Below are 20,411 nucleotides of genomic sequence, written 5' to 3'. Positions count from 1 at the left end.
ATTACAACGTACGTTGTACTTCAACGGTTTCGAATACCTCGATTTGGTCACCGACCTTAACGTCATTATAGTTCTTAACGCCGATACCACACTCCATGCCGTTACGAACTTCTGCCACGTCATCTTTAAAGCGGCGCAGTGATTCAAGCTCACCTTCGTAAATAACAACATTGTCACGCAGTACGCGGATAGGTGCGCTACGTTTAACCACACCTTCAGTTACCATACAACCCGCAACAGAGCCAATCTTAGGCGACTTGAACACGTCACGTACTTCAGCCAGACCGATGATCTCTTGCTTGAATTCAGGTGCCAGCATGCCCGACATTGCCTGCTTCACTTCTTCGATCAGGTCGTAGATTACGCTGTAGTAACGCAAGTCCAGGTTTTCAGCTTCAATCACTTTACGTGCAGAGGCATCAGCACGAACGTTAAAGCCAACGATGATGGCGTTAGACGCAGCAGCCAGGGTTGCGTCAGTTTCAGTGATACCACCTACGCCGCTACCAACGATCTTCACTTTAACTTCGTCTGTAGACAGTTTAACCAAAGAATCAGAGATAGCTTCGATTGAACCCTGTACGTCTGCTTTCAGTACTACGTTCACTTCAGACACGTCGCCTTCAGTCATGTTGGTAAACATGTTTTCAAGCTTCGCTTTTTGCTGACGCGCCAGTTTCACATCACGGAATTTACCCTGGCGATATAGTGCAACTTCACGGGCTTTACGCTCGTCTTTAACAACCGTTGCTTCGTCACCCGCAGCTGGTACACCCGACATACCCAGGATCTCAACCGGAATTGAAGGACCTGCAGTCGTGATGTCTTTACCGTTCTCGTCTTTCATTGCACGAACACGGCCATATTCCAGACCACACAGTACGATATCACCCTGGTTAAGCTCACCAGACTGAACCAGTACAGTTGCAACCGGACCACGACCTTTATCAAGGCGAGATTCAATCACCACACCTGACGCCATGCCTTTGTGTGCCGCTTTCAGCTCAAGCAGTTCAGACTGCATCAGAATCGCTTCTAGCAGGTCGTCAATGCCCAGACCAGTCTTCGCTGAGATGTGAACAAACTGCGTATCACCACCCCATTCTTCAGGAATAACGTCCAGCTGAGCCAGTTCGTTTTTAACACGATCCGGGTCAATGCCTTCTTTGTCCATTTTGTTTACAGCGATGATCAGAGGGACTTCTGCCGCTTTCGCGTGTTGTACCGCTTCTTTAGTCTGTGGCATTACACCATCGTCAGCAGCTACAACCAGAACAACGATATCCGTTGCTTTCGCACCACGCGCACGCATTGAGGTAAACGCTGCGTGTCCAGGAGTATCCAGGAAAGTGATCATACCGCCTTCGGTTTCAACATGGTATGCACCGATGTGCTGAGTAATACCACCGGCCTCGCCAGCAGCAACCTTCGCTTTACGGATGTAATCCAGTGTTGAAGTTTTACCATGGTCAACGTGACCCATAACGGTAACAACTGGTGCACGTTGCTCAAGCGCTTCACTTTCGTTACGCTCGCTCAGTACTTTTTCTTCCAATTCGTTCTCTTTCACCAGAACAACTTTGTGGCCCATTTCTTCAGCCACAACCTGAGCGGTTTCCTGATCGATGACCTGGTTAATGGTAACCATTTCACCCATCTTCATCATCGTCTTAACGACTTCAACGCCTTTAACAGCCATGCGTGATGCCAGCTCAGCAACTGTGATGGTCTCACTGATGCGCACTTCCTGCTTCACTTCGCTAACTGGCTTCTTAAAGCCATGCTGTAACGAGGTAGGTGCTTTAAGCTTGCCTTTTTTACCTTTGCCACGCACTGGCTGAGCCACTTTTTCTGCTGGCTTTTTCTTTTTCTTACGACGTGCACTCTTTTCTTCCTGTGCATCTGACTCATCTTCTGCTTCACGTGCATAAGTCGACGTCGTAAGGTGGTGATCTGCAGAAGCTTCGCGACGTGCGCGCTCTTCTTCTTCAGCTTTCCAGCGGGCTTCATTCTCTTCCGCTAAGCGCTTCGCTTCTTCAGCTTTACGCTTGGCTTCTTCTTCTGCTTTCTTTAGGGCAGCTGCTTCTGCTTCTTTGCGCAGACGCTCTGCTTCTAGTTTCTCTTTCTCTTGTTGGGCGCTATCCACTTCTTCACTCTGCTGTTCTTTCGCTTGACGTTCAGCTTGCGCTGCACGTTTTGCCTCATCTTTAGCCTTGCGCTCAGCTTCCTCTAGTGCCTTACGCTCGGCTTCCTCTTGTGCCTTACGCTCGGCTTCTTCTTTGGCTTTTTGCTCAGCTTCTTGCTGAGCTTTCAACTCTGCTTCTTTGCGCGCAGCTTCCTCTGCAGCCAGTCTTTCCTGCTCTTTTTGCTGCTCGATTGCGCTCTTTTTAACGTAAGTGCGCTTTTTACGTACCTCGACCTGAACAGACTTTGCTTTGCCGTGAGAGCCTGTCACACTCAGAGTGCTCTTGCTTTTACGTTGCAAAGTCATGCGCTCCGGCCCTTCAGAACCGGTACCGCCGTGCTGCTTACTCAAATGGTCAAGCAATTGTGCTTTCTCACTTTCAGTAACATGGTCGCCAGTGGCTTTGGTGATCCCTGCATCTGTCAACTGCTGGAGTAATTTATCAACAGTTGTACCAATGTTTTCGGCTAGTTTCTCTATGCTCACTTCTGCCATATTATGCGTTACCTCCCGTTAATAAACTACTATTGCTCACCAAACCAACAAATATTACGCGCGGCCATAATCAGGTCACCCGCTTGTTGTTCAGATAATTCAGTGATTTCGACTAATTCGTCAATGCCCTGCTCAGCCAGATCTTCCAGCGTGATCACCCCTTTGCTGGCCATAACGAACGCCAGATGGCGGTCCAGACCTTCAAGGTTAAGCAAATCTTCTGCAGGCTCTGCGCCTTCCAGGCTTTCTTCGTCACGCAACGCTTTTGTTGTCAATGCGTCTTTGGCACGCTTACGCAGTTCTTCCACTGTGTCTTCGTCCAGACCATCGATCTCAAGGAATTCTGCCACGGGCACGTAAGCCACTTCTTCTAGCGTTGAGAAACCTTCGTTGATCAGTAACGTGGCAAAGTCATCGTCAATGTCCAGCGCTTCGGTGAACAGGTTGATAAGCTTATCAGACTCTTCTGCACTCTTGCGCTCCATGTCTTCCACTGTCATTACGTTTAGTTCCCAACCAGTCAGCTGGCTAGCAAGACGAACGTTCTGACCGTTACGGCCAATCGCCTGAGCCAGATTGTCGGCTTCTACGGCAATTTCCATCGTACGGGTGTCTTCATCCATTACGATCGATGCAACTTCTGCAGGCGCCATGGCATTAATAACAAACTGAGCCGGGTTGTCATCATACAATACGATATCAACACGCTCGCCACCTAGCTCGGTAGACACTGCCTGTACACGCGCACCACGCATACCCACACACGCGCCCACAGGATCGATGCGTTTGTCATTTGATTTTACCGCAATTTTAGCGCGTGACCCTGGATCACGTGCAGCACCTTTGAGCTCGATCATCTCTTCGCCGATTTCTGGTACTTCAATGCGGAATAGTTCCATCAGCATTTCAGGTTTAGAACGCGTTACAAACAGCTGCGCACCACGCGCTTCTGGCTTAACTGCATACAGCAGACCACGTACGCGGTCGCCAGGACGGAAGCTTTCGCGCGGCAGCATGTCTTCTCGGTATATAACGGCTTCAGCGTTATTGCCCAAATCAAGTACCACTGTGTCACGTGATGCTTTCTTCACCACACCTGTAACCAGCTCACCTTCCTGATCTTTATAAGCGTCAACAATCAGTGCACGCTCTGCTTCACGTACCTTTTGAACGATGACCTGCTTGGCCATCTGAGTCGTGATGCGGTCGAACTGGATAGATTCGATTTGCTCTTCAACAAAGTCACCAAGCTGGATTTCTGGTTCTTCAACCTGTGCCGCTTCAAAAGTGATCTCTGCGTAAGGGTTTTCCAAAGAGCCATCTTCTTGTGGGTTTACCACCATCCAACGACGGAAAGTGTCGTACTCACCAGTCTTACGGTCGATAGAAACGCGTACTTCGATCTCACCATCATGTTTCTTTTTGGTGGCCGTCGCTAGTGCGAACTCTAATGCTTCAAAAATCTTTTCTCTTGGGACTGCTTTTTCATTGGAAACAGCTTCTGCAACCAATAATATTTCTTTTGCCATAAGTATTGCCTCGCTTGCCCTTTTTCCTTCGCACCTAATTTTAAAATTTTGCGATCATGTTCGCGCGCTCGATGTTGCTGAGCATAAGGTGATGCTCCTGACCATCGACGGTTAGCGTGATCATATCGCCATTAACTGCAATTAAGTCGCCTTTAAAGTTACGGCGACCTTCCTGTGGAAGCTTTGTACGCAAGCGCACTTCTTCGCCCACTGCCTGCTCATAATGAGCTTGTTTGAATAATGGTCTGTCTACACCAGGTGAAGACACTTCCAGATTGTATTCATTTGTAATGGGGTCCTCGACATCCAGAATAGCACTGACCTGACGACTCACATCTGCACAATTATCTACATTGATGCCATTCTCATGGTCAATATAGATGCGCAGCGTCGAATGACGACCGGCTTGCATCACTTCCAGACCGAGCAATTCGAAGCCACAGGCTTCAACAGCCGGCTCTAACATAGTCGTTAATTCTTGCTCGAGTTTTGTCACAAATTACCTCCATACAAACAAAAAAAGGGCTCAAAAGCCCTAATGATTCAGCTGTTTGCTTCTGGGCTGGGCTCTATTGCTTAGCTCCAGATACAACAACGCCCCGAACCAAGCGGGGCGTCACACCAAAAACAAACTGTGTGGCCAGTGGCCGAGCTTGGTTGCGGGCTGTATCAGCCTAAATTAAGCATATGCTTAAACGCAAAACGCGCATTACGATGAATGCGCGAACTGTAAGAAATGAAGTCATTTCTTAAGCTTGGTTGCGGGAGCCGGATTTGAACCGACGACCTTCGGGTTATGAGCCCGACGAGCTACCAGGCTGCTCCATCCCGCGTCAACGTGCAGTCTGGCTGCATCAACTGGCGTGTATTATAGAGAGAGTTGCATAAATACGCAACCTTAGATACCGCCTTTAACCAAAATGGTACGATAATGTTCTGCCTTAAGCGACTCTCAGAACGACACGGCGAAAACATAACGTTCACACATCGAATGCTCGAAATATTTTACCATTAAATAAACCAAGATCGAGAATAACGAACAAAAACATCGAAATTAACTTATAAAAAACCAATCATTCACATTATTTTACCATTTAGCTTGTTCTTAAAAGTTAAACATCTATACTGGCGGCCCATCGAGTTAATATAAATTGATGGAGAACCAGTCATGAAAAAGGTATTTATAGGCGTCTCGATGACAGCGCTAACACTACTTACTTTCAATGCTTTAGCAAACAGTTGCGAAGGCTTTGGGCCACAAACCCCGCGAGATATTGATCAACTGCATGGCGAAAATAAACGCGTTTTTTCTCTTGCACCGCCGGCCAGTGAAATGAACTTATGTAATATCCACTTTCATAAGAATGCAGAACATAAGGCAAAAGACTTTTCCGTATTTGCCGGTAATGGCAAGCACGGCGGCTATCAATGTAACGCCACCAGCAGCCTGACTGAGGCTGAATTACGTGCACCAAAAGGCAAAGTTTGTAAAAACGTAAAACCCGGCGATACCATTGAAGTTCACTGGGTACATAGTTCATGTGATGTTGCGCCCGGAAAAGGGTTGGGTTCTTGCTTGAGCAATGCGTGTGCGAACCCAGATCTACGCGTCGAAACTCAGGTTTTCCTCGTTGTAAACGATGAAGATGCATTGGACTTCAATGATTTAAGCTATGATGGCAACATAGTCAATGGCTATCATCAGGCGGAATATATCCCACAAACGACTGGTAAACCGGTTGAATTTTTGGGTTCTACCACAGGGCCCAGCTACAGCAATAAGCAGTGCTCGCCCCTTCAGGTCACCTGGAGTGTCAGACCGGCCTGTGCCAAAGTCGATATCAACAGCCTTGCCACTTGGTGTGAGGACAACGTGTTCGAAGAGGATCACGCCCATGGTGTCAGACAGCTGGTGACCGATCCTAAGTTACTCTCGCCGATAAAATAACATATTGCAGGCTGCCAGCTTCACTATGTGGTGAGCTGGTAGCAAACTTTTGAGCTTTTTAAACGCAAAATCAGGATAAAGTTTGCGCATCAGATCAAATTCTACCTATACTGGAAATGGTGGCGATTGCATTACTGAAGTTTAAGCACATTAAACCACTATTACTTTTACCCAAGTTACTGTAGCCCTTTCAGCCAGCTATAACCGGCTAAAATCGTGAGGCTGCACAATTACTTGAGCAAACGGATTCGCTCTAATCGTATGTGGAGCGATTATGAGTATTTCACCTTATCAGTACCAGCTTTTGAATCAGTCTTTCACGACGCTTAAGCCTAATTTTCACTGCTTCTGCGTAAGTTTCTACAATAAACTAAAACAATGCCGGGTTAGTATGACCCTACCCGAATCTGAACGACATGTTTTGTCTTTGGAATATCGATTGCACGACTTTATGCAACAGTGCCTGATTAACCTTCCCAGACAACATGCACTATCCCGGTTTCTTCGCCAACAAAGTGTTTTAATTGCTGCGTTGTCCCCCTCGGTTAAAGATATCAGTACTTTCTGCAACAGCTTACTCGAAGTACTTAAACTACACTTAGGTGCTCAGTTTACGCTTGCAGTACGCAACGCCTGGAAACGTGCCTTGCATGTGTTTGCTAACATCATCAAATCGGAGCTGTTTGGTATCTCCAATGTTGTACAGCTTGATCGTTATCGGAATCAGGCCGCAGCACGTCTGAGAACTTAAGGTTACCAAGGTTAGACGGTCGTCGTTGTGCTTGTACAAAAAAGAGACTAATCGCGGTCAATCACGAAACCTTGTGAGTAGGTTGTTGGTTTACCCGTTAAGCAGCCAGGATGTCACTGTTGACGGCTCCGCTTGAGCTAAGCAGGCCGTCATAATGACAACGGACGATGAAGTCAGTAAACTGACAGCAAGTGTATTGATTTTGGTACTTAATATGAAGCGTTCTTTAATTTATGGTTTGAGCTTATTCGCGTTGGCTGGGTGCGATTTTCTGGGTGACTCTAAAGCTAAAATAGAGCAACAATATCTGGCAAACAATCACGAGCTGGAGCAAGTGATTGCGGACATCAGAGAGCATGGACTGGCTGCAATGAGTCAGTCAGCCGAGGCAGGAACGATGGCCAGTTGTGTGGTCAAGCAACTGAATGGCGACCCCATGGGGTCGATGATCGAGGTGGAAGGGGCACTGCAAGACAGCGCAAACCTGGCGGACCTGATGGATACAATAACAGGCCTGGCTGATCAGGAGCTTTCGATGGAAAGCTTGCCAAACTTAATACAAGCTGGTGCGGACTCTATGAGCTACCTGAAAACCTTATTGGCAAACTATGAACTAGCAGAACTACAACAGCAAGTACACACTTTGCTGGAGCAAGGACAGAGTAAAAGCGAAGACATAGGCTCTCACCTGAGAGGGTTAGTGGAGCAGTGTCAGTAGGTGCCACACCGTTAGGCTAGCTAAATGACGCTAGCCTTTAATGCAACAACCGGGTGAGGTAACTCGCCGTACAACTGGCTTTACAACGCGGCTGAGAACCCACTTCCTAAGTAAACCCGCAAATTTTTGCCTTGCTTCTTCAATACGAATGCAGCTGGGGATTAAAACAGACGCTGCCAGCGTCGCTTTTTATTCCGTACCTTATGGACCCAGTTGACATTGATGGTAGTCACAGCGAGGACATCGCGCTTAGTTTTAGAAATCAGCTCATAGCTGACACTCTCGGCAGAACCAAAAGCCAGCAAGTATTCGAAGTGGCTCACATTGGCCCAGCATTGCAAAATCTTCTTAGAACTACTCTCTCTTATGCAGTAATCACCCAATTGCGGGGCCGAAATTGAGAACGTCACATCAGTGTAGCAAGTTCTTCCTTCATGCAATGCTACACACTTATTCGGTGCGGCCTGTAATATCCCTTTCCTATCTTCTTTGGAAGCAGCATGCGCGGTTGTCGAAGCGCAGAGCATCCCGATAGTGATAGCTGAAGTGAGTTTAAAATACATACTTCACTCCAGTAAAAAGTACTCTGGCATGGTTTGATTCCAATAATGGACTCTCTTTTGCCTCGCTGGAACCAACTAAAAATGACATGCCCGCGCTAAACTCCCAGTCCTCTGCGATCGGGTAGCTTAACTGAGCCTGGACAAAGGCAGACATCCCGCTGCCAGGCTCGTAAGGCGTAAGATAGTCATTGCGCTCTTCTTCAGTCACGCCATAAAAGTAGTTATTAAAATTGCTGGAGTAATAATTAGCACCAAAGTTAAGCCACAGATCCCAATTACGTAACTCGAAGTTACGCGTTGCTTCGAGGTGAAAAACCCAACCATTAGTATCGCCAAAGACGTCATAAACCAGTTCTGCCACGGCAAGGTAGTCGCCAACAGTACGGTAGTATGCAACGCCCAGAGATTGATCCGGATCTCTGTCTTTTATGCCCTCAAGCTCTTTTACTACGGGATCATTGGTATCGAAGTAACCGGTTTCGGTAAAGGGCAGTTGGTAACTTCCGTAAATAATATCCAGCCCCCACTCTTCTTCTTGAATGAACTGGTATCCCAGGTCCGAGCCACCAAAAAAGTCACCTGAGTAAGTCACCAGATAAAAGTTTTTGTACTGTAGTTTGATATCAGCGCGCAGGGTAGGTGGTGCCGGAGAGTTGTCGGCGCCAATTAACTCAGGAAGCGCCATGTCTACATAAAAGGCACCTATACTCAACTGCCATTCCAGTCCATTGTCTTCGAGCCAGTCCTCTTCCTTATCACCAGCGCTGTCATTGGCATAAACCTGATGCGTCAGGCAAAGCAGCACAGCAGAAAGTAACTTTATAATTTTCATCGTTATTATGGCTTTTCATGTGCCTAAATTAAGTCCCCATCATACCTGAGGTCAACGAGGACAACAAGACGTCGAAATTAAGATTTTATTTAACCAATATTTAATACTAATGTAACAATGGCGTTTTCTAATTCCCGAGGCTCATATAGAGCCTTAATTCTAATTATTGGAACAACACTACAATGAAAAAACGATTTCTTCTCTGTGCATTGACGCTGACAGCCTCTGGAGCACACGCTTTCAGTCAGGAAACACATAAACGTATAGTCATCGATGCCGTCAATTACATGGCACAAAACCCATCAACCACACAATTTGCAAAACTTCAGGCATATGCACAGTCACATGGTATGAGCGTCGCTCAGCTTGCTGATGTAATGGGGCAAGCTGCCTATGACGTCGATGATTTTGAAGATACTTTCTTCTGTGGCGCCATTACTGGCGACTGTGTACAGGCACCTTTATGGGGCGCAGCTCAAAGTATTGTTAAATACACCAGTTATTGGCACTTTCAAAATCACACTCAAGGCGCTGATGTGCATGGTAACGACTTTGGTGGATACAATTATGACAAGCTTACTGTCTGGGGCACGGTAGACAACATGGCAGCCACCTGGTTAAAAGGTGACTATCTGGATGACGGCAAAGGGGGTGAAACCGGTTGGTTTAGTGCTGATGACAGTGAATATGACAGCTATGGCATCACAGAAAAAAACTACCGCTTAGAGAGCCACTCCAGATACAGTATGTACGATGACTTTGAAGAAATGCCATTTCAGCCGATCGATAACTTGGGCCAGTACTGGTACCAAAGTTATCTGCAAAATGGCAACCCACAAATCCTGGGGTTTGTATTTCATACGACAGACCTCCTTCAGCCGCACCATACCTGGACAACATCAGATCTAAACCACGCCAGCTGGGAAGCCTGGGTGAAAGACTACTATGATCAGGAAAACCTCAATAACCTCGCATTGGTAAAGCAGGCAATGGGAAGCTTCTCAGCACCAGATGCCACAAACAAAGATATTCGCCCGTTACTTACGCAAGGCGGCGCCTACTCTTATGCTCAAGGTGGTATTGTACTGAATTCAGAGGATCACTACGATCGCTTGAACACTGCGCGTCAGGTCATTCCGCATGCTATCGCAATGGTTGTACACATGCTTAATCATGCCATGGTAGCCCGTTAATGAACTACCTTGTTTTACTCCTGGCAGGCTGTTTAAGCCTGCCATGTTGGGCAACACTGACTCAACTAACTAAGCCTGAACTGGCTCTGATGCAGTCTCTCTATACGCAGCAGGATCGCAGTTTATCCTCGGCAGACCTGAAAAAGCACTTGCTTGAAAATCAGTTTTTGCTGGCGACAGCCCAGCAACTCAACCCCGAGCTAATGATCCGTCAATCCAGTGTTGGATTTGATAATGACTACCATATCCGTCGTCTTATTGTCACTTTGCTTACGCATCAATTTCCCGAACTCAAATCCATCAAAAAAGAGAAATCAGCTGCCCCTTTTAGCGCACAAGCGCTTTGTGAACTACTTGGAGATTACCCCGCTACCGGTAGCTACCAGGCAAGGCAACTCGAACAGTGGCAACAAGTGCTGATTCTCGACACACCCAAAGTAACCATGGCGGACTTGCTAACCAGCCAATCAATGCAAAATCGATTTCGTCTTCATCAGGGCGATATCGGCTTGCTAGCCCATCAGCTTGATGAATGGCGCTACTATGCAAAGCTCACCAACAAAGCCATGCCTTTACTGGCAAAGCATGGGTTGACTCTGTCGCGCCTGAAACTGCTAGCTAAAGGCGAGCTGTTACGTCCCCCGATGCTGGCATTTTTAGGGATCAAGGCACAGTTGCACGGCGAACGCAGCGCATACCTGGAGCAGCTCAGAGCATCTATCACTCAAACTGAAATTCACCGCTATTACAAACAGCACCGCAAAGACTTTAGGTACAAATCACAACTGGAAGCCGTTGCAGCCACGTTTGAGTCACAGGCGCAGGCACAACAATTTCATCGCCTCATGAGTAAAAAAGGCATAGCACAGGCTCTAAAAGAGACACAAAAACACAACGAATTCGATTCTGCAGGCAGATCCTCCGCGATTTTCATTACCCGGAAACATCAAAATCGCTGGCTTGCACAGCTGGCTTTCAGCAATCAGCCAGGCAAATTGTCCCCTCCGGTGAGAACTCCCTCGGGTCGTTGGGCCGTGGTGTATAGCCAAAACCCTGAATATGCCTATCACGCTGAGGACAGTGAAACGGTGCGTTATCGGGCATTAGAAACTTTGACCAAGCAACATGCCCAAGCCGCCTATCAGCAAAGATTCAGACATTGGCAAACGCAGCATGGGGTCACGCTCTGATGACCCGTTTACAGACAGTCACACTGGCGTTCGTCCTGACAGGTTTGGGTTATGCACTTTGGGTCCTGTCATCCCTTGCGCCTTTGCCCACTGCAGAGGTGCACTCACAGCGCACCTCTGCCCCCACTGAGCAAGCAGGGTATCAACACAACACATCAACCGTCTCCGAAACCACGGCGATTTCGATGCCTTTGGTCAGCACAGCTAAAATGCCTGCTGCTGTAGCCGATCCCAGTGAAGAACCTACGCCAGAAGACGCACCTTATATCCCGCCCATAGCCTCAAGTACGCCGGCCCGGGTATATTCTGGAGACCTATCCGATCATCAAGCCTACCAGGCCTATCAGTCTGACGAAATGGATAAGATGAAACAGGACTATATCGCCGCAGTGGATAAAAAAGTCGCCCGACTAGAGCTGCTGCTGGAAAAAGGAGTCAGGCATAAACTCCCAGAGCAACAACTTCAGGAAGCACGAGAGAAAATACAAGGGCTAAGAGCCATGCAGAAACAACTGCGCAAGGAACTGGCTCAGTAGTTTCCACAGTGTGGGGTTCAAACGCCAAAGAAGTCGGTCAAAACCGCAGTATAGATTTCCTCAATGGCCTGGAGATCTGCGAGTGATACATGTTCATTTACCTGATGAATAGAGTCGTTTTTGACCCCACACTCAATCACCTGAGTCTCACTTGAAGCAAAAAAGCGCCCATCCGAGGTACCGCCTGCGGTACTAAGCGCCGGAAACTGACCTCTGACTCGAAATATCGCTTGTTCAACCAGGTTAAGGAAACATTCGGCTTCGCGACTCCCTGTGTAGTAAGACTCACACGGGCGCTCCCATTGTACGCTGAGATGCTCACACCAAGGTGCCAGCGCCTGCGCCACTATCTGATAAATTTCCTGGCTTTTGTACGCGTGACTGTAGCGCACATTGAAAGTTATTTCACAGCTGGCTGGGACCAGGTTATCAACGATCTCTGGCACTGTCAGGCCAGTAACCTGCAAACTTGTTTGCGAACCCAGTACATCTTTCCACCAGCTGATGTTTGCCAACTCATTAACCAGCTCTCCGGCGATATGAGCCGCATTAATGGTTTGCTCCGGGTAAGCAACATGCCCTGCTTTGCCCTGAATTTGTATCCGTCCGGAGATGGCACCACGACGCCCATTTTTAATCGTGTCACCGACCTGTTGATGTGAGGTAGGCTCGCCAACCAAACAGGCGTTCAGCACAATACCTTGTTGAGCCAGATATTCAGCCATAACTTTAGACCCATATTCAGCTTCCCCCTCTTCATCTGAGGTGATCAGCCAAAATAGCGTCCCCTGACAATGCTGCGCCTGTTCACACAAACGTGCCGTTGCACTGAGCATGGCTGCAACACCGCCCTTCATATCTGCCGCCCCGCGCCCATAAATGACATCATCAATCACAGCCGCAGCAAACGGATGTGCTATCCAGCCTCTGGGATTGGCCGGTACCACGTCAACATGCCCCGCAAAGGCCATAACGGGACCAGGACCAAACTGCCGTCTGGCCACCAAGTTGCGAACGCCATTACGGTCAAGGGGCGTACATTCAAATCCTAAAGCACTCAGACGCTTTGTAAGATACTCTATTGTACCGGCATCATCAGGGGTGACAGACGGTGCAGAAATCAGGCGTCTCAAGGTATTGACGGTATCATGTTGCGGGCTGTGTTTGGCAGCGGGTTTTGTCGCATGGGAAGGCATACTATACATTTCCTGTATTCTGAATACTAAGCGCACTGGGATCCGATTTGGCCACGGTCAATCAGTCACTTCTTATCCAGTTGTCATGGTTCTCTCCCCCGATTACACCGTTCAAGCGTGACCAGTTCATGTCGGCTGCAAGGCAGTTTTGTGACAAGCACCTATTGCACAGAACACAACAAACCCCAGAGCCTTGTCATATATTGGTCAATTTCGATAACAGGTTGTCAATTGCCCGGAGTATGCTAGAACTAAGTATGTGAAGGTTAGAATTGTTAGCCTAATCTGAGGTCCCGGAAGCCACTATTGGGTTATAATTGCTGCAAGATAAGGAACTAGTAATGCAGGATGTCAGTTTTTTGGTCGTCGACGACTGCCAGCTGGTTAGAAACCTGGTTCGTACCACTTTAGTCAACCGGTTAGGCGCAGAAAATGTCTACACCGCAGAGGATGGTCAGGCTGCACTAGAACTGCTCGACGCCCGCCATATCGATATCATCATTGCAGACTGGCAAATGCCAAATCTCGACGGTGAAGAGCTGCTTAAACGGGTCAGAAGGTCAAAAAAGCACAGTAAAATCCCTTTCATTATGATGAGTTCGCTGGGGGACAGGGAACATGTGGTCTGCGCTATCCAAAACGGGGTATCACAATATATGATGAAACCCTTCACCGCAGATAAGCTCGAAGAAACAGTTCACAAATCCTGGAACACCATCAGCCGGCGTGGTGCAATCAGACTATCCGGTTTGCCAGAACACAGTGTTCGGATCCGCACTGGTAGCCGCACACTATCGGGGCACGTAAAAAACATCAGTCAAACTGGTATGTTGTTGCAATCGCCGTATAGCCGAGAAATGCACTTATTTAATACCTATGAGCTTGAGCTGGATGTCTTTGATCTGAACGATGGAAATTTGCTGATCTCCCCTTTATACGCAGTGCCCGTTCGCATAGTGGCGGTTGAAGGCTTTGTCGATACCAAAATGTGCCAGCTGGCACTGCGCTTCAATCGCGACATGCTCAATGACGTCACTAAGCGCCACCTCGATGAACTCCTGAAGCATCTGGGCGGCTGTGAAACCGAAATGATCCAGGATAATTAAGCTGCCGTCACAGGCCATCTGAGTCAAAAACTTAATCTAAATCAAGTTTTCAATTTTTTCTGAAACCTCGCAATTTGAATATTGATCTAGAACAGTTTTTGAAAAATCCCATCGGCCTATGATAGCTGCAACAAAAAGATTTACCTTGTACAGGTTCAGGAGATGAAAATGAAAAAACTTACTGCCGCTATCCTATCTACGCTGATGCTAACTGCTCCACTGGCTCAGGCTCAATTCAGTGTAAATGTGGGCGCAATTAACGTTAATCCGAGTGACACTGCATCAGCCATTAATGAAAATAGAACTTTAGGTTTGGTCGCAGATTCTGATACTCAGCTGGGTATTACATTCGACTATCAGTATAACGACAACATCGTTTTTGAATTGATTGCAGCAACACCTTTTTCACACACTGTAGAAGGTGCAGGTGGCTTGGCGGGCAACGATATTGCAAAAGTGAAACACTTGCCACCAACACTACTGGCTCAGTATCACTTCTTTGCTCCCAATGCTAAATTCCGCCCATTTGTTGGCGCAGGTCTGAACTACACCGTATTCTTTGATGAAGAAGCATCTGCAGCGCTGAAAGCCACTTTAGAAACAGATGACGTAAAGGTAGATCTGGACAGCTCATTCGGCGTGGCACTTCAGGTCGGTTTCAACTATGACCTGAACGACAAATGGGGCCTACACGGTATGATTTCTAAAATGGACATTAATACTGATGCAACCGTTTATGCAGATGGTAAGCAAGCGCTAACTTCAGATGTAGAGTTAGACCCGATTGTTGCTATGTTCGGTGTGAAGTACAAGTTCTAATGATTTAAGGTGCCCACACGATGTGGGCACGATACAGAGTTACTTTCTCAATCCCCAGGGGTCATAAACACTATGACCCTTTATGCCACTTTATTATTGCGTGCTTTCTTTTGTTCCAGCATTTCTTTCCAGTGAACCACTTCCTCGGGCAAGATTGGCGCTTCACCAGTAAACCCGGCAACTTCCAGCATTTCTTCAACACTGATCACGCCCTGACGACTTTTAAACACGCCACGTACATAAGCTATTGCATGCAGACCACGGTCTGAATGAAATTTCTGCTCGATATAAAAATATTTGTGATCCCAGCCAACTAGCCGCGTTGACACAGTAAACTCTTGTAGTGGTTTGATGTCTCGGATATAAGTGATCGCGGTGGCATTCACAATGGGAAACCAGCGACGTTTCATAATCGCACTGAATAGCCCTACCCGCTCAGTCATCCAGGTGCGCGCTAAATCCATCATGGCAAGATAACGCGAGTTAGTCAGGTGTAAATTAATATCACAGTCACTCGGCAGTGCTCTGAAGTTAATATCAATCACGTCGAGCAAAGGTTGCGTGGCTTTATTCCGACGGATCCGCCAGAACAACCACAGTAAGCGGAAATACAGATTCATGTTATTGGTCCAACCAGTTAGCATAAAACTCGAGTTTAGCACAGCCGAGTTTCACAACAAGCAGGAATTAATCCCCCTCTACATGCACAACTTGCGAAAAGTGCGTTTGTGCATTAACTTTTATGCAAGACTAACAAGAGTGTAACTTGATGAATTGTATAACCAAGCTAGTGTATTTATTGACCTTGTTCAGTGCGGGACATGCCTGGGCTGATTTTGACTTACCCGGCAAAGGTCAGCTGCTTTACCCCACCGGCATAGAAAAAGAGTTTAATTTTGGCTTTGGCTGGCAAAATGGTGCACAGAAATTTCGCATTGGGGATAATAGCTATGATATGGCTCAGTTGCCCGAATCGTACTCCATAGCCATTACACTCAGCAAAGATGATTCAAAGGTCTGGATCCAGGAGTTTAATCCCGGTTTTATCGAAGGGTTCAGCTGGCAGCTTGGAGACCACAAACTTGAGCTGTTCAAAAAGCAATTTATGAGCCCCGTAAAAGGAGATTATGTGTTGCGTCTGGATGACATTGACTACTTTCTGGTACGCAACAACATCAGTGTCACCATCAAGTTTACCGAGCATGGTATTGATAATATTAAGCTGGACGGCGTGACCAAAAATATGGGCACGAAGAAATAAGGGGACTGACAGTCCCCTCACTTTATACTTTCACTGTTTTTCGGTTAATGCCGTACTCTCTGAGCTTATTTGCAACTGCGGTATGACTTAATCCTAATCGTTTAGCCAGCTGGCGTGAGCTGGGATAAGCTGGGTAGAGTTTCCGCAGCAAAGTTGCTTCAAAACGCTTGACCGCCTGCTCTAGTGTTCCTTCAAAGTCTGATTCCAGATAACCCAGATCATGGGTAAAGGTCGGTAACTGAAGGTGCTCTATACGAAGCTCATTGTCATCCAGCATAGACACAGCACGATAGATGGCATTTTCCAATTGTCTGACATTACCCGGCCATGGGTATTGCTCCAGAAACTGCAGACACTCCTCGTCCAGAGCAGGTGTTGCATGACCACTTTGCTGAGCATATTTTTGAATAAAGTGCTCTGCGAGTGACTTAATGTCGGCTTTGCGATCACGCAAAGGCGCAATTTCCAGTGTTAAAACATTGATACGATAGTAAAGGTCTTCACGGAAGCTGCCTTCTTGCACCATTGCCGGAAGATCTTTTTGCGTCGCGGCGATGATGCGCACATTCACCTTAACTTCATTCTCATCACCTACTTTTCGGAATGTGCCATCTTGTAAAAAGCGCAGCAATTTGGTTTGTAGCTGAGTTGACATTTCACCGACTTCATCGAGGAATACAGTGCCACCATCAGCCTGCTCCAGCACGCCTCGTTTCGGCGCACTGTTTTCTTCGTAACCGGCATAGCCAAATAACTCTGACTCGGCGACATCATCAGGTAAAGAGGCGCATGACAGCGCAATAAAAGGCTTTAATGAGCGATTGGACGCGTAGTGGCAGGCACGTGCAAGTAGCTCTTTGCCCGTTCCCGTTTCACCGGTGATTAAAATTGGCGCTTCAAGCTGTGCCATTTTTCGCGCTTCGCGGACAACTCGTCGCATCGCGGTACTTTGGCTATGGATGGCAGCAAAACTTTCCTGCCCGTAGCGACGAAACGCGCTAACCTGCTGACCCAGTCGGCTTTGTGATTTAATATTGATGACCGCCCCTGCCAGCACATCTCCTTCAGGGCCTTGTGGAACAGAGATGGGTAAAATATCAGCAATAAAGTCTTCGCCGCCTACTTCAACCCGCGTGGTTTGGCCCAATACATCTTTCCCTTCCAGCCAGCGGGTAAAGTTAAACCCTTTCAGCAAGTTATTAATATTGGCACCGATAATCTCCGCTTCAGGTTGGTTCAGGTCACGACATGCGGCATCGTTACAATGGCGTACCCAGCCTTTCGCATCAATAGATATAACCCCATCGGGAAGTGCACTGAGTAAGGTATTGAGCTCGTTGTGCTCACGCTCCGAAGGCAGAAAAGCCGTTGTTCTAACATCCTCCACCCCGTCTATCAGTCTTATTTCAGGCATAATTTTCTGAAACTGCTCAAACTCAATAGGGGGGAAACTCACATACATTCTGCAATTGACGGAATCAACTTCTATTCCTTTTAGATCCACCCGGTACTTTACCAGGATATTCAAAATTTCCTGCGCAATACCGATCCGATCGGCACAGTGAATTTCTAAACGCATTTGTTCCTCAAAACGGTTTTCTACCTTTTGCGGGATCATACTCTAAGAATAGACCCCAGACTAGCAAAACGTAAACATATTTGGACAGAGATTTTAGCCACAGCAACTATAATGAAAAAGACAGATTCTCACTGTGAAAAAAATACGTATTAATGCGTACAATAGCTCAGTCATCAATGTACGCATTATTAATACTTAACGATTGCAGTTTGGTGAACAATGAATTTATAATACAAAAGACCTAGATATTAAGCCGTACAGGTTAAGGGGCAGCCTTGAATATTTACAAAATAATTCCATTTGTTCCCGTAATGTGTTTTCTCAGCGCCTGCTCTGTAGAGGATCCATACGAGACTGGCCCGACGCAAGCACAGCAAGAAGAACAACAACAGCAGCAAGAACAGCAAAACCAAACGCGTGGTCTGACATTACAGCTGCTGGATTCAAATGCCGCAGCCTTAACGGATGCCAGTGTGCAGCTTTTCGACAGCCAATATCGTACCGATGCACAGGGGCAATTGACCCTGACAGACCTCAGTAGCGACAATGTGACTTTGGCTATCTCAGTGCCTGGGTATGAGCGTATCGTGATGGTCGTCAATAGCAAAGCACATCAAAACCAGCCTTTGCCTGTCGTTTTAGAAAAGGTGAGTGCGACCAGCAGCGAGCTGATATTTGGCGGTGATACTATGTTCGGCCGCCGCTATATGGACCCTTCTTTAACGACGATGGGAAATCTGTTACCCGATGTTGAAGACGCCATTATCAGACCAGGTAACGCGGCAAGCAGTGCCGTTGCCCTGACACAATTCGTCAAACCTATCATGGAAAGCGCTGATTTTGCCTCCGTTAATCTCGAGTCACCCGTGCTTGCAACACCTACAACGGTTCACCCAAGCAAAGAGTTCGCCTTTTTCTCGTTGCCGGAGACTCTACAGGGCTTGACCGCAATTGGCATAGATTATGTCGCTTTGGGTAACAATCACGTGTTTGACTATCAGCAAAAGGGGCTGGAGGACACCATCGAATTTGTTGAGCAGGCAGGGTTTAGCCATAGCGGTGCCGGTAACAATACCACTGAGGCCTATGCTCCTCGACTGGTTGAAGTAGGTAATACAACGCTTGGCCTGGTGTCAGCCACTTCCATTACAGGTGAAGATCATTTGGTCACTTATATCGCCACTGCTGACAAAGGAGGCGCAGCCGACCTGACCGATAGCACGGCGCTCAGTGCCGCCGTTAAGCAAGCCAGTGAAAACAGTGATTACGCGATTGTCCAGCTGCATGGTGGAGATGAATACTCTTATGCACCCACCCGCTATATCAACAATCGGTTTGAATTCGTTAGTCGCCGGGCACCTGACCTGATGATAGCCCACCACCCCCATGTTGCTCAGGGGTTTGGCCTCTATAACGGTGTACCTGCCTTACTGGGCCTGGGCAACTTTGTATTTGAGCAAAACCGTCATGAGACCTTACTGGGGGTTGCCGTCTCTGTGCGGGTCGATCCAACGCAATCACCCAAAACGCAATCCGCCCGAGCCTACCCTATTTACCTGGAAGATTATCAACCCAAGCTGGTAAGTGGCTTTTTGAGTGACTATTTGATCCGCCGACTGGCCGAGTTTTCGAGCCCTGAGATTGTCATTGTGCCCGGACCAGGTTATGGAGATGTCTATTTCCAATCACCGCCTGGTGTACAAGAGGTAGAAACTGTCACATTGAACTTGGCAGCAGGAGAACACCTTGTTGATTTTCGTGAGTATGCACCCAGTCATGCGTTCTTGAGTAAAATTACAAGTACAGGTACCGCAGACGTAACACTTGGCCGAGACCTGATGTGGTTTGGCGACTTTGAAGACTGGGATAATGACAATGAAGTCAATGAGGTCACCCGCTGGGAACATGAAAGTGATGACATTACACCCTGTTTGACCGGCGCAATGCGTGGCACGCAAGGCATGTGCTTATCCCGAACACAGTTTAATAATCGGCCTATCCGTATGCCGTTTAAGCAAACATTACGTACCATGCCAATCACCCCAGCAGAGTCGACACTAGAAGCCTATTCTGAATTAACTCTGTTTGGCTACGCAAAAGGCGACAATGCAGGCGCTTTAGGTGCTGAGCTGACCATAGTCACTGCAGAAGACAACCTGGAATTTTCCAGTGAAGAAGTCGGTCTGATTGGATCAGGTAGCTACGATTGGCAGACATTTCGTCATGACATTACCCTGCCGGATGACAGCCAGACCCTGGGACCCGAACAGCTCCCCGCTCGTGCCGTAAAACTGGCATTCAAGCAGGCACCGCCAGCGCAAGGAGAGGCAACGGTCATGCTAGATCAACTTGCGTTGATCTCGTGGCAAAAATCTTTTAGTCTCAACAATAGGTTATGGCAAGCAGAACGCATGCATGGCTTGGATTTTATGGCATTGGAAACCGACGACCCCGTCACGTTGACACTGCATTTTTCTGCTTACGATTAACATAACCAGATATTTCGGGGG

18 protein-coding genes and 1 tRNA gene are annotated in these 20,411 nt (G+C 47.5%); 10 read left to right on the top strand and 9 right to left on the bottom strand.

Features of this window, described 5'->3' with window-relative positions; all coding sequences use genetic code 11:
• Nucleotide 1: 1 nt before the first annotated feature.
• The 4 genes from infB to CWB98_RS16240 all read right to left on the bottom strand — a co-directional run bounded on the left by infB (nt 2) and on the right by CWB98_RS16240 (nt 5,042).
• Nucleotides 2-2,680: a translation initiation factor IF-2 gene (gene infB / locus CWB98_RS16255; RefSeq protein WP_138545813.1), complete on the bottom strand. Its 2,679-nt coding sequence runs from the start codon at nt 2,678-2,680 to the stop codon at nt 2-4.
• A 29-nt stretch (nt 2,681-2,709) separates the two neighbouring features.
• Nucleotides 2,710-4,209, bottom strand: coding sequence for a transcription termination factor NusA (nusA, locus tag CWB98_RS16250; RefSeq protein ID WP_054015309.1), 1,500 nt, complete (start codon nt 4,207-4,209; stop codon nt 2,710-2,712).
• Nucleotides 4,210-4,249: 40 nt separating this feature from the next.
• On the bottom strand, nt 4,250-4,705 hold the full coding sequence (gene rimP, locus CWB98_RS16245) for a ribosome maturation factor RimP (RefSeq protein ID WP_054015310.1): 456 nt from the start codon (nt 4,703-4,705) through the stop codon (nt 4,250-4,252).
• A gap of 260 nt (nt 4,706-4,965) precedes the next feature.
• Nucleotides 4,966-5,042: transfer RNA gene (locus CWB98_RS16240), tRNA-Met, on the bottom strand.
• A 335-nt stretch (nt 5,043-5,377) separates the two neighbouring features.
• Here CWB98_RS16240 and CWB98_RS16235 point away from each other — a divergent pair.
• From CWB98_RS16235 to CWB98_RS16225, 3 genes are all read left to right on the top strand, one after another.
• Entirely contained in the window at nt 5,378-6,157 is a 780-nt protein-coding gene (locus CWB98_RS16235; protein WP_138545812.1) for a delta-class carbonic anhydrase, read from the top strand.
• 274 nt (nt 6,158-6,431) lie between these two features.
• Entirely contained in the window at nt 6,432-6,908 is a 477-nt protein-coding gene (locus CWB98_RS16230) for a globin (RefSeq protein WP_138545811.1), read from the top strand.
• 154 nt (nt 6,909-7,062) lie between these two features.
• Nucleotides 7,063-7,626, top strand: a complete 564-nt coding sequence (locus CWB98_RS16225) for a hypothetical protein (protein WP_249364697.1) — start codon at nt 7,063-7,065, stop codon at nt 7,624-7,626.
• A gap of 161 nt (nt 7,627-7,787) precedes the next feature.
• On the opposite strand, the gene CWB98_RS16220 is transcribed toward CWB98_RS16225, so the two are convergent.
• Together CWB98_RS16220 and CWB98_RS16215 are read right to left on the bottom strand one after the other, a co-directional pair.
• A complete protein-coding gene (locus tag CWB98_RS16220; protein WP_138545810.1) occupies nt 7,788-8,189 on the bottom strand; it encodes a DUF3019 domain-containing protein in 402 nt (133 codons plus the stop codon).
• Complete coding sequence (locus tag CWB98_RS16215; RefSeq protein ID WP_249364696.1) at nt 8,179-9,021, bottom strand: MipA/OmpV family protein; 843 nt, start codon at nt 9,019-9,021, stop codon at nt 8,179-8,181. Before CWB98_RS16215 ends, CWB98_RS16220 begins: the two co-directional genes overlap by 11 nt.
• 182 nt (nt 9,022-9,203) lie before the next feature.
• Between CWB98_RS16215 and CWB98_RS16210 the strand changes: the two genes are divergently transcribed.
• The 3 genes from CWB98_RS16210 to CWB98_RS16200 are packed head-to-tail and all read left to right on the top strand — an operon-like array spanning nt 9,204 to nt 11,940.
• Entirely contained in the window at nt 9,204-10,214 is a 1,011-nt protein-coding gene (locus CWB98_RS16210) for a phospholipase (protein ID WP_138545809.1), read from the top strand.
• Nucleotides 10,214-11,404 carry a peptidyl-prolyl cis-trans isomerase gene (locus CWB98_RS16205; protein ID WP_138545808.1) on the top strand — a complete coding sequence of 397 codons (1,191 nt, stop codon included), beginning with the start codon at nt 10,214-10,216 and terminating at the stop codon, nt 11,402-11,404. The genes CWB98_RS16210 and CWB98_RS16205 overlap by 1 nt, the downstream gene beginning before the upstream one ends.
• Nucleotides 11,404-11,940 carry a hypothetical protein gene (locus CWB98_RS16200; protein WP_138545807.1) on the top strand — a complete coding sequence of 179 codons (537 nt, stop codon included), beginning with the start codon at nt 11,404-11,406 and terminating at the stop codon, nt 11,938-11,940. Before CWB98_RS16205 ends, CWB98_RS16200 begins: the two co-directional genes overlap by 1 nt.
• Before the next feature lie 17 nt (nt 11,941-11,957).
• Here the strand turns inward: CWB98_RS16200 and dapE are convergent, their stop codons facing one another.
• On the bottom strand, nt 11,958-13,136 hold the full coding sequence (dapE, locus tag CWB98_RS16195) for a succinyl-diaminopimelate desuccinylase (RefSeq protein ID WP_138545806.1): 1,179 nt from the start codon (nt 13,134-13,136) through the stop codon (nt 11,958-11,960).
• Between the two features lie 341 nt (nt 13,137-13,477).
• On the opposite strand from dapE, the gene CWB98_RS16190 reads away from it, so the two are divergent.
• Together CWB98_RS16190 and CWB98_RS16185 are read left to right on the top strand one after the other, a co-directional pair.
• Nucleotides 13,478-14,242: a response regulator gene (locus CWB98_RS16190; RefSeq protein WP_138545805.1), complete on the top strand. Its 765-nt coding sequence runs from the start codon at nt 13,478-13,480 to the stop codon at nt 14,240-14,242.
• A gap of 168 nt (nt 14,243-14,410) precedes the next feature.
• Nucleotides 14,411-15,061 (top strand): OmpW/AlkL family protein, encoded by a 651-nt coding sequence (locus CWB98_RS16185; RefSeq protein ID WP_138545804.1) that lies wholly within the window; start codon nt 14,411-14,413, stop codon nt 15,059-15,061.
• Between the two features lie 80 nt (nt 15,062-15,141).
• Here CWB98_RS16185 and CWB98_RS16180 read toward each other — a convergent pair whose 3' ends face one another.
• Nucleotides 15,142-15,681, bottom strand: coding sequence for a thioesterase family protein (locus CWB98_RS16180; protein WP_138545803.1), 540 nt, complete (start codon nt 15,679-15,681; stop codon nt 15,142-15,144).
• A 149-nt stretch (nt 15,682-15,830) separates the two neighbouring features.
• Between CWB98_RS16180 and CWB98_RS16175 the strand changes: the two genes are divergently transcribed.
• A complete protein-coding gene (locus tag CWB98_RS16175) occupies nt 15,831-16,322 on the top strand; it encodes a hypothetical protein (protein ID WP_138545802.1) in 492 nt (163 codons plus the stop codon).
• A gap of 22 nt (nt 16,323-16,344) precedes the next feature.
• On the opposite strand, the gene tyrR is transcribed toward CWB98_RS16175, so the two are convergent.
• On the bottom strand, nt 16,345-17,901 hold the full coding sequence (gene tyrR, locus CWB98_RS16170; RefSeq protein WP_138545829.1) for a transcriptional regulator TyrR: 1,557 nt from the start codon (nt 17,899-17,901) through the stop codon (nt 16,345-16,347).
• A gap of 275 nt (nt 17,902-18,176) precedes the next feature.
• Here tyrR and CWB98_RS16165 point away from each other — a divergent pair, with 275 nt between their 5' ends.
• Nucleotides 18,177-20,390 (top strand): CapA family protein, encoded by a 2,214-nt coding sequence (locus CWB98_RS16165; RefSeq protein WP_138545801.1) that lies wholly within the window; start codon nt 18,177-18,179, stop codon nt 20,388-20,390.
• Nucleotides 20,391-20,411: the final 21 nt, after the last annotated feature.

It is taken from the genome of Pseudoalteromonas rubra (assembly GCF_005887115.1).
Classification (GTDB): domain Bacteria; phylum Pseudomonadota; class Gammaproteobacteria; order Enterobacterales; family Alteromonadaceae; genus Pseudoalteromonas; species Pseudoalteromonas rubra_F.
Note: the sequence above shows the minus strand (reverse complement) of the source record. Positions and strands in the feature narration are given on the sequence as shown.

Bases quoted from the DNA above. Each gene is read 5' to 3' on its own strand.
- infB (WP_138545813.1), bottom strand. From the start codon at position 2,680: ATGGCAGAAGTGAGCATAGAGAAACTAGCCGAAAACATTGGTACAACT.
- nusA (WP_054015309.1), bottom strand. From the start codon at position 4,209: ATGGCAAAAGAAATATTATTGGTTGCAGAAGCTGTTTCCAATGAAAAA.
- CWB98_RS16235 (WP_138545812.1), top strand. From the start codon at position 5,378: ATGAAAAAGGTATTTATAGGCGTCTCGATGACAGCGCTAACACTACTT.
- CWB98_RS16230 (WP_138545811.1), top strand. From the start codon at position 6,432: ATGAGTATTTCACCTTATCAGTACCAGCTTTTGAATCAGTCTTTCACG.
- CWB98_RS16225 (WP_249364697.1), top strand. From the start codon at position 7,063: ATGACAACGGACGATGAAGTCAGTAAACTGACAGCAAGTGTATTGATT.
- CWB98_RS16220 (WP_138545810.1), bottom strand. From the start codon at position 8,189: ATGTATTTTAAACTCACTTCAGCTATCACTATCGGGATGCTCTGCGCT.
- CWB98_RS16215 (WP_249364696.1), bottom strand. From the start codon at position 9,021: ATGAAAATTATAAAGTTACTTTCTGCTGTGCTGCTTTGCCTGACGCAT.
- CWB98_RS16210 (WP_138545809.1), top strand. From the start codon at position 9,204: ATGAAAAAACGATTTCTTCTCTGTGCATTGACGCTGACAGCCTCTGGA.
- CWB98_RS16205 (WP_138545808.1), top strand. From the start codon at position 10,214: ATGAACTACCTTGTTTTACTCCTGGCAGGCTGTTTAAGCCTGCCATGT.
- CWB98_RS16200 (WP_138545807.1), top strand. From the start codon at position 11,404: ATGACCCGTTTACAGACAGTCACACTGGCGTTCGTCCTGACAGGTTTG.
- dapE (WP_138545806.1), bottom strand. From the start codon at position 13,136: ATGCCTTCCCATGCGACAAAACCCGCTGCCAAACACAGCCCGCAACAT.
- CWB98_RS16190 (WP_138545805.1), top strand. From the start codon at position 13,478: ATGCAGGATGTCAGTTTTTTGGTCGTCGACGACTGCCAGCTGGTTAGA.
- CWB98_RS16185 (WP_138545804.1), top strand. From the start codon at position 14,411: ATGAAAAAACTTACTGCCGCTATCCTATCTACGCTGATGCTAACTGCT.
- CWB98_RS16180 (WP_138545803.1), bottom strand. From the start codon at position 15,681: ATGAATCTGTATTTCCGCTTACTGTGGTTGTTCTGGCGGATCCGTCGG.
- CWB98_RS16175 (WP_138545802.1), top strand. From the start codon at position 15,831: ATGAATTGTATAACCAAGCTAGTGTATTTATTGACCTTGTTCAGTGCG.
- tyrR (WP_138545829.1), bottom strand. From the start codon at position 17,901: ATGCGTTTAGAAATTCACTGTGCCGATCGGATCGGTATTGCGCAGGAA.